At 72.3% G+C, this 6,178-nt stretch carries 6 protein-coding genes; 1 reads left to right on the top strand and 5 read right to left on the bottom strand.

Going from position 1 to position 6,178, the window contains the following annotated elements:
- Window positions 1-327: 327 nt before the first annotated feature.
- Window positions 328-1,170 (bottom strand): NAD(P)H-binding protein, encoded by an 843-nt coding sequence (locus tag HUN59_RS13495; RefSeq protein WP_174778631.1) that lies wholly within the window; start codon window positions 1,168-1,170, stop codon window positions 328-330.
- A gap of 127 nt (window positions 1,171-1,297) precedes the next feature.
- Window positions 1,298-1,999 carry a hypothetical protein gene (locus tag HUN59_RS13500; RefSeq protein ID WP_174778632.1) on the bottom strand — a complete coding sequence of 234 codons (702 nt, stop codon included), beginning with the start codon at window positions 1,997-1,999 and terminating at the stop codon, window positions 1,298-1,300.
- A gap of 43 nt (window positions 2,000-2,042) precedes the next feature.
- Here HUN59_RS13500 and HUN59_RS13505 point away from each other — a divergent pair, with 43 nt between their 5' ends.
- Complete coding sequence (locus tag HUN59_RS13505) at window positions 2,043-2,900, top strand: acyl-CoA thioesterase (RefSeq protein WP_058740438.1); 858 nt, start codon at window positions 2,043-2,045, stop codon at window positions 2,898-2,900.
- A 236-nt stretch (window positions 2,901-3,136) separates the two neighbouring features.
- Here the strand turns inward: HUN59_RS13505 and HUN59_RS13510 are convergent, their stop codons facing one another.
- The 3 genes from HUN59_RS13510 to HUN59_RS13520 form a co-directional block, all read right to left on the bottom strand.
- Window positions 3,137-3,592 (bottom strand): acyl-CoA thioesterase, encoded by a 456-nt coding sequence (locus tag HUN59_RS13510; RefSeq protein ID WP_174778633.1) that lies wholly within the window; start codon window positions 3,590-3,592, stop codon window positions 3,137-3,139.
- A gap of 30 nt (window positions 3,593-3,622) precedes the next feature.
- Window positions 3,623-5,308 (bottom strand): energy-dependent translational throttle protein EttA, encoded by a 1,686-nt coding sequence (ettA, locus tag HUN59_RS13515; RefSeq protein ID WP_058742559.1) that lies wholly within the window; start codon window positions 5,306-5,308, stop codon window positions 3,623-3,625.
- Between the two features lie 63 nt (window positions 5,309-5,371).
- Entirely contained in the window at window positions 5,372-6,115 is a 744-nt protein-coding gene (locus HUN59_RS13520) for a single-stranded DNA-binding protein (protein ID WP_174778634.1), read from the bottom strand.
- Between the last annotated feature and the right edge of the window lie 63 nt (window positions 6,116-6,178).

Consider the following 6,178-nt stretch of genomic DNA (forward strand, 5'->3'; position numbering starts at 1 on the left):
GGTGCCCAGGCGCCTCGTGGGCGCGGAGAGTGGGATAAGAGCCCGGCCCGGCCCCGCCGCGGTCCCGGCCGACGAGCCGGGGGACCCCGGTCCCCGCCCCGTCCACGCCGATCTCGACGCGGTGGAGTCGCTCGCCCTCGCGCCCCTCGACGAAGCCGAGCTCTGGGCCTACCTCGCCCGCGCCGCCCACGCGATGACGAACACGTTCGACTGACCGCGGACCGGCTCACGTCGGCGACGCGACCAGGAGACGGACGGGAGGATCGTGGCGGGCCCGCCACGATCCTCCCGTCCGTCTGCCCCCCCCCCCGCTGTGAGTGGTGCGGACTACCGGACGTAGGACCCGTCGGCCAGGTCTTCGACCAGGGTCGGCCGCGTTGGGTGCCAGCCGAGGTCGGCGCGCGCGTGCGCGCCCGAGGCCTCCTGGTGGAGCAGCAGGGCGTCTGCGAAGTCGGCCCCCAGGCGCTCGCGCGACGCGTCGACGCTCTCCGCGACGACCGGTGAGCCGTGCGCGCCCGCCTCCGCCACCTCGCGCAGCGTCGGGTTGTCGCCGGACGCAGCCACCACGTAGCCGTCCTGCTCGGCGGCGTGCACCGCGAGCACGTACAGCTCGCCGAGGTCGTCGATGTGCACCGTCGTCCAGCGCTGGGAGCCGTCGCCGACCAGGCGGACCTCGTGCTCGCCGTCGCCGACGAACATCGCCGGGATGCCGGCGCCGCGGCCGTAGACGATGCCGGGCGCGACGATCGTCGTCCGCGCGGCGCTCGCCCGCACGCGTGCCTCGATCGGGGCGCGCCACGCGGTGAGGGCCGGCGGGTCCACCGGCGACTGCTCCGAGATGTCCGTCGAGTTCCCGAACGTGAAGATCCCGCCCGTGTGCACGAAGGGCTTCGGGGTCCCCGCGAGGGCCTCGGTCACGGTCTCCGTGAAGTCCGGGTCGACGTCCGCTGCCGAGGCCGTGTGCACGACCGCGTCGGCCTCGTGGGCGAGCCGGCGGACGACGTCGGTGTCCGTGACGTCGCCGACGATCGCGTGGCCGCCCGCGTCCCGGACGGCCTGCGCCTTCTGGTCGGAGCGGACGAGGGCCGTGACCTCGTGCCCGTGGGCGACGAGGGCGCGGAGGACGGAGGAGCCGATGTAGCCGGACGCGCCGGTGAGGAAGACCTGCATGCCGTCACCCAACCACGCGTGTCATGGTGCGGGGTGGACGTGGCGGTCTGGTCCGCTCAGGCAGACGGTCGCGGCGGCGGCGTCGTCGGTCGGGCGTCGCTCCGCGCTGGGCGGCTTCGGTTCGGGGTCAGACGCCGAGGGACCAGGCGCGGCGCTTCACGAGGACGTGCCCGCGCGAGGTCGTGAGCCGGCTCCACGGTCCGGTCTCGAACAGCCGGACGGGGTCGTGCCCGAGGAACCCGAGGCTCTCCCCCGCGAAGCCCGCACCGGCCGGCAGGTGCTCGATCCCGGGCACCGGACGGCCCCACACCTCGGACCGGATGCGGCGCACGATCGCCTCGCCCGCACTCGCCGGGACGGCGTCCGCGACCTCGGCGATGCCGTCCCGAGCAGCACGGCGGAGGAGCTCCGGCGAGACGTCCGGCAGCGGCACCCACCCACCGCGAGGCGGGCTGATCGCCGCCCAGGTCACGGTGTGCACCTCGTGCGGGAGCTCGACCTCGATCGGGGTGGCCCGGGTCGGGTCGGCTCCGTCGGCGCGCTCAGCGTCGTGGTGCTCCGCGAGCAGGCGGAGGCGTTCCTGCAGCGACGCGAGCGGCACCACGGCGTCGATCGTCGCGGGCTCGGTGAGCGAGAACGTGCGGAGGCCGAGCACCGTCGGCAGCTCGTCGAGCAGGCCGAGCGGGTAGAGGATCGCCGTGTACACCGCGAGGACGCCCGAGTCGGCGACGAGCCGGACGGACCCGTCCTCGATGCGGGCAGCGCGTCCGAGGTAGGTGCGGAGGTCGCCGAGCGAGGCGGCGTCGGGAAGCGTGAACGAGGTGCCCATGTCGGGTCCGATCCTACCGGGGGCCGGTTCGTAGACTGCGGGTGTGAACGGCGAACCCGACTTCCTCAGCACCCTGCGCCTCCAGGACACCGGCGCGAGCACGGGCGAGACGATCCTGACCGGGGCGAGCCACTGGTCCCCCGGCGGGCGGGTCTTCGGCGGGCAGGTCCTGGCGCAGTGCATCGTCGCCGCGCAGGCCACGATCGAGGGCCGGGACATCCACTCGATGCACGGCTACTTCCTGCGCCCGGGCGACATCGATGTCCCGATCACCTTCGGGGTGGAGCGCATCCACGACGGCCGGTCCTTCGCGACCCGACGCGTGCAGGCGTACCAGCGGGGCGTGCCGATCTTCTCGATGATCGCCTCGTTCCAACGCCCCGACGAGGGCGTCGAACACCAGGACCCGTTCCCCGTCGACGTCCCCGAGCCGGAGTCGCTGCCGTCCGCGGCGTCGATCCTGTCCGCGATCGACCACCCCGTCGCACAGGCCTGGGCCGAGCGGTCCATCGACCTGCGGCACGTCGAGGGCCCGGTGTTCGTCGACGTGCAGGGCGAGCGGGTGCCGCACCAGGCGGTGTGGTTCCGGGTGGAGGGGGCGCTGCCGGCCGACCCGGCCCTGCACCGGGCGGTCCTGGGCTACGCGAGCGACATGTCGATCCTGGAGCCGATCATGCGGCGGCACGGGGTGGCCTGGGGAACGCCGGGGGTGAAGAGCGCGAGCCTGGACCACGCGATGTGGTGGCACCGTGACGGTCGCGCCGATGACTGGGTGCTGTACGTGCAGGAGTCCCCGAGTGCGCAGGGCGGGCGGGGACTGGCGTTCGGCCGGATGTTCGCGCGGGACGGGCGGTTGCTGGCATCGGTGGCGCAGGAGGGGATGATGCGCGTCCCGCGGTGAGGGATGCGCTTCGCGCGGGGCGCGGGGCGCGGTGCGCGGCGCGCGGTGCCGCGCCGCAGCGCCGTCTGCGCTCGCACAACCGGAAGCACACCGCGCCGCGGATCGCCGTGGCGCGGTGTGCTCCCGGTTGTGCGGAGGCGCCTCCGCCCAGCCGGGCCCGCAGCGGCCGGGGCGGGCTAGGGGCCGGGGTCGGCAGGGCCGCGCTCGGCCGGCTCGACCCGTTCGGGCCCGCCGGGTCAGGGCCGGGAGAACTCGACCGGCGGCTCGGCGAACTGCTCACACGCGGCACGCTCGTCGGTGGTCAGGCGTCGCGGCCGGTTCGTCGCGGCGTCGACCATCACCAGCGCCGTGGTGGCACGGGTGTACAGGACGGCGGGCTCGACACCGACGGGCGACCAGACCTCGTACGACACGTCGATGCTCGCGCCGCCGATCCGCCCGATCCACATCTGCACGTCCAGCGGTCGGCGCAGGTACGGGATCGACGCGAGGTACTCGAGGCGCTGTGCCGCGATCACCGTCATCGTGCCCGATCCCGGGCGCCCGTCGATGATCGGGTCGGGCAGGTCGCCCTCGCCGTTCACGTCCGCGGGGTCGTGGCCCCAGAACCCCACGATGCGCGCCTCTTCCAGGAGGCGCAGCATCGCGGAGTTGTTCACGTGACCGTACGCGTCGATGTCGCTCCACCGCATGCGGATCGGAGCGTGCAGTCTCGCCACGGGTCAGTCGCGCGTGAGCTTGCGGTAGGTCGCTCGGCCGGGCTTCGCGGCGTCGGCACCGAGGCGCTCGACCTTGTTCTCCTCGTAGGCCTCGAAGTTGCCCTCGAACCAGTACCAGTTCGGCGTGCCGTCCTCGTTCAGGCCCTCCCACGCGAGGATGTGGGTCGCGATCCGGTCGAGGAACCAGCGGTCGTGGGTGATCACCACGGCGCAGCCCGGGTACTCGAGCAGGGCGTTCTCGAGGCTGCCGAGGGTCTCGACGTCGAGGTCGTTGGTCGGCTCGTCGAGGAGCAGGAGGTTGCCGCCCTGCTTGAGCGTGAGCGCGAGGTTCAGACGGTTGCGCTCACCACCCGAGAGCACGCCGGCCTTCTTCTGCTGGTCCGGACCCTTGAAGCCGAACTGCGACACGTAGGCGCGGGACGGGATCTCGGTCTTGCCCACCTGGATGTAGTCGAGTCCGTCGGACACGACCTCCCACAGGTTCTTGTTCGGGTCGATGCCACCGCGGCTCTGGTCGACGTACGAGATGTCGACCGTCTCGCCGATCTTCAGCGTGCCGGCGTCGAGCGGCTCGAGACCGACGATCGTCTTGAACAGCGTGGTCTTGCCGACGCCGTTCGGGCCGATGACGCCGACGATGCCGTTGCGGGGCAGCGTGAACGACAGGTCGTCGATGATGACGCGCTCACCGAACTGCTTGTGCAGCTTCTCGGCGTCGATGACCTGCGAACCCAGACGCGGGCCCACGGGGATGACGATCTCCTCGAAGTCGAGCTTCCGCGTGCGCTCGGCCTCGGACACCATCTCCTCGTAGCGGGCGAGGCGGGCCTTGGACTTCGCCTGGCGGCCCTTCTGGTTGCTGCGGACCCAGTCGAGCTCCGAGGACAGACGCTTCGCGAGCTTGGCGTCCTTCTTGCCCTGGACCTCGAGACGAGCGCGCTTCTTCTCGAGGTAGGTCGAGTAGTTGCCCTCGTACGGGTACAGGCGTCCGCGGTCGACCTCGGCGATCCACTGCGCGACGTGGTCGAGGAAGTACCGGTCGTGGGTCACGGCCAGGACGGCACCGTGGTACTGCTGCAGGTGCTGCTCGAGCCAGAGCACGGACTCGGCGTCGAGGTGGTTGGTGGGCTCGTCGAGGAGGAGCAGGTCGGGCTTCTGCAGCAGGAGCTTGCAGAGCGCGACGCGGCGCTTCTCTCCGCCGGACAGGTGCGTGACGAGCTCGTCCCCCGGGGGGCACTGGAGCGCGGCCATGGCCTGCTCGAGCTGGGAGTCGAGGTCCCACGCGTCGGCGGCGTCGATCTCCTCCTGCAGGGTGCCCATCTCGGCGAGGAGCGCGTCGAAGTCGGCGTCCGGCTCGGCCATCAGCGCGGAGATCTCGTTGAAGCGCGTGATCTTGCCGTGGATCTCGCCCACACCCTCTTGCACGTTCTCGAGGACGGTCTTCGACTCGTCGAGCTCGGGCTCCTGCATGAGGATGCCGACGGTGAAGCCCGGGGTCAGCTTCGCCTCGCCGTTGGACGGCTGGTCGAGACCCGCCATGATCTTGAGGATCGTCGACTTGCCCGCACCGTTCGGCCCCACGACGCCGATCTTGGCGCCGGGGAGGAACGACATCGTGACGTCGTCGAGGATCAGCTTGTCGCCGACCGACTTGCGGGCGCGGACCATCTGGTAGATGTACTCAGCCATATCGCGCCCAGTCTACTGACACCCCGCCGCGTCGGCGCCCCCGGATGACGGCGCTCCGGCAGGTCACGCCGCTGCCCGCCCCGCTGCGTCGACGTCGTCGGGGTCCGCGCCGTCGGCCGTGTCGACTCCGGTGCCCAGGTCAGCGGGCAGCACCGCCGGCGGCGCGAACTGCCCCTCGAGCGCGACCTCCGTGTGCCGGGCCGCCTCGGCGGGCTCCGGCAGGTCGTCCCGCTGGACGGGCCCGCCGTCGGCGAGCGCACCGTCGGTCCCGGCACCGTCGTCGGCGCCGTGGACCTCTCCGGTCTGCGGGTCGATCGTCGGCGACGTCCCCGGAGCCGCACTGTGCTCGTTCGCGTGCCGCGGCACGCGGATCCAGTTGCTGATGCCCCACGCGAGGTCGTGGCCGAGTCCCTCGGCGTCGATCTCGACGGAGGCACCACCTCGGCCGTCGCGTTCCCACGTCCGGATGCGGACGCGGCCCGTCACGACGACGCGGTCGCCCTTCTTCAGGGACTTGTGGACGTTCGCCGCGAGGGAGCGGAACGCGGTGACCGTGTACCAGTTCGTGGCGCCGTTGGTCCACGTGGAGTTCGAGCGGTCCCACCGGCGGGACGGGGACGCGAGCCGCATGCTCGTGATGGCGATGCCGGTGTCGGGGACGAGGTGGCGGGGCTCGGGGGCGATGATCCCGCAGACGGCGATGATGCCGGCCACGACGATGGCCACGAAGGGGGTGATCGCGCCGGACAGCACACGCCACCCGGTGTCGGACGACGGCCAGTCGGGCAGCTCGTTCCACCAGTCCATGGGCGAACCCTACCCACGGAAAAGACCGGTCACGGGGGGGGGGCGCGGCGTGTCGCCGCCTCC

The sequence above is a fragment of the Curtobacterium sp. Csp2 genome, assembly GCF_013347165.1.